This is a genomic window from Chroococcidiopsis cubana SAG 39.79 (genome assembly GCF_003991895.1).
GTDB lineage: Bacteria > Cyanobacteriota > Cyanobacteriia > Cyanobacteriales > Chroococcidiopsidaceae > Chroococcidiopsis > Chroococcidiopsis thermalis.
On sequence record NZ_RSCK01000263.1, the window covers coordinates 1 to 1051 of the forward strand.

Consider the following 1051-nt stretch of genomic DNA (forward strand, 5'->3'; position numbering starts at 1 on the left):
GAAAAAGTTGGATAACCATATCGGAGCTATCTGGTATTTCATTCATCACTATAACTCATCCTTACTTGTGTAGGACTACCAGGCTTGTTTTACACTCTTGGCACCTACCTAACTTTCCAATCATGCTCGATCGACATTCCGCTCGAAAAGCTGATAATTACCCCGGAAATATGAGCGGTAGAACTAAGCACAGGTATGCTTAAATCAAGTATTGTCTGTAGCAAAATGATAGATAAACTCCGCTTGAGCTATCTTCTGTGCTGAATAGAATCGTTCATCCTGCCTCTGCAATCTATCGATAGGGATTCCCACAACTTCCTGAGTCTTTTTATCCATTGCTAATTACAGTTTTTGTAATACTACGATGATACTCTTCAACCAGTTGCCGGAATTGCTCGCCTTCAATCGTCTCTTGCTCGATCAACACATCTACCAAGCGATCTATCAAAGCTCGGTATTCGCGGATAATTGTTCGGGCACGTTGGTAGCAACTTTCGAGGATCGCTCTAACCTCGCGATCAATTTTATTTCCCATTTCTACAGAATACTCTGCTGAAAAATACTCTGTTGGCTCCAACACCACATTCCTAAAGTCAGACATCCCGTAGCGTACCATTTGCCGCGCTAGGTAAGTCGCCCTTTCTAGGTCGCTTTTAACGCCAGTAGCGACTTCTGCACTACCAAATATCTCAACTTCTGCAGCCCTGCCACCTAGAGTGTACGTAATGTTATCCAAAATCCAAGCGCGACTTAGCGAGTCGCTATCCACATTCTCCTCATCGGGGATGGTTTGGGCAAAACCAGCGAGTCCACTAGAACGGGGAATAATACTGACTCTATTTAAAGGAGCGGCATTTTCCAGCAGCGTCATTAATATAGCGTGTCCGATCTCGTGGTAAGCTGTCAGCCGCTTTTGCCAACCATCTAAAGAAGATGCCAGCGGCAATCCGATCGTAATTCGATCGATCGCACAGGGCAAACGCCTCTAATAAAAGCATAATGAAATACTAAGAAGCGCTTTGGGCTAAAAATTCTGGAAATAGCAGAGCGG

1 protein-coding gene is annotated in these 1051 nt (G+C 44.4%); it reads right to left on the minus strand.

Going from position 1 to position 1051, the window contains the following annotated elements; all coding sequences use genetic code 11:
• Positions 1-328: 328 nt before the first annotated feature.
• The gene (locus DSM107010_RS37810; RefSeq protein WP_127025447.1) at positions 329-979 is read right to left on the minus strand and encodes an ATP-dependent metallopeptidase FtsH/Yme1/Tma family protein; all 651 of its coding nucleotides are present in this window, start codon (positions 977-979) and stop codon (positions 329-331) included.
• Positions 980-1051: the final 72 nt, after the last annotated feature.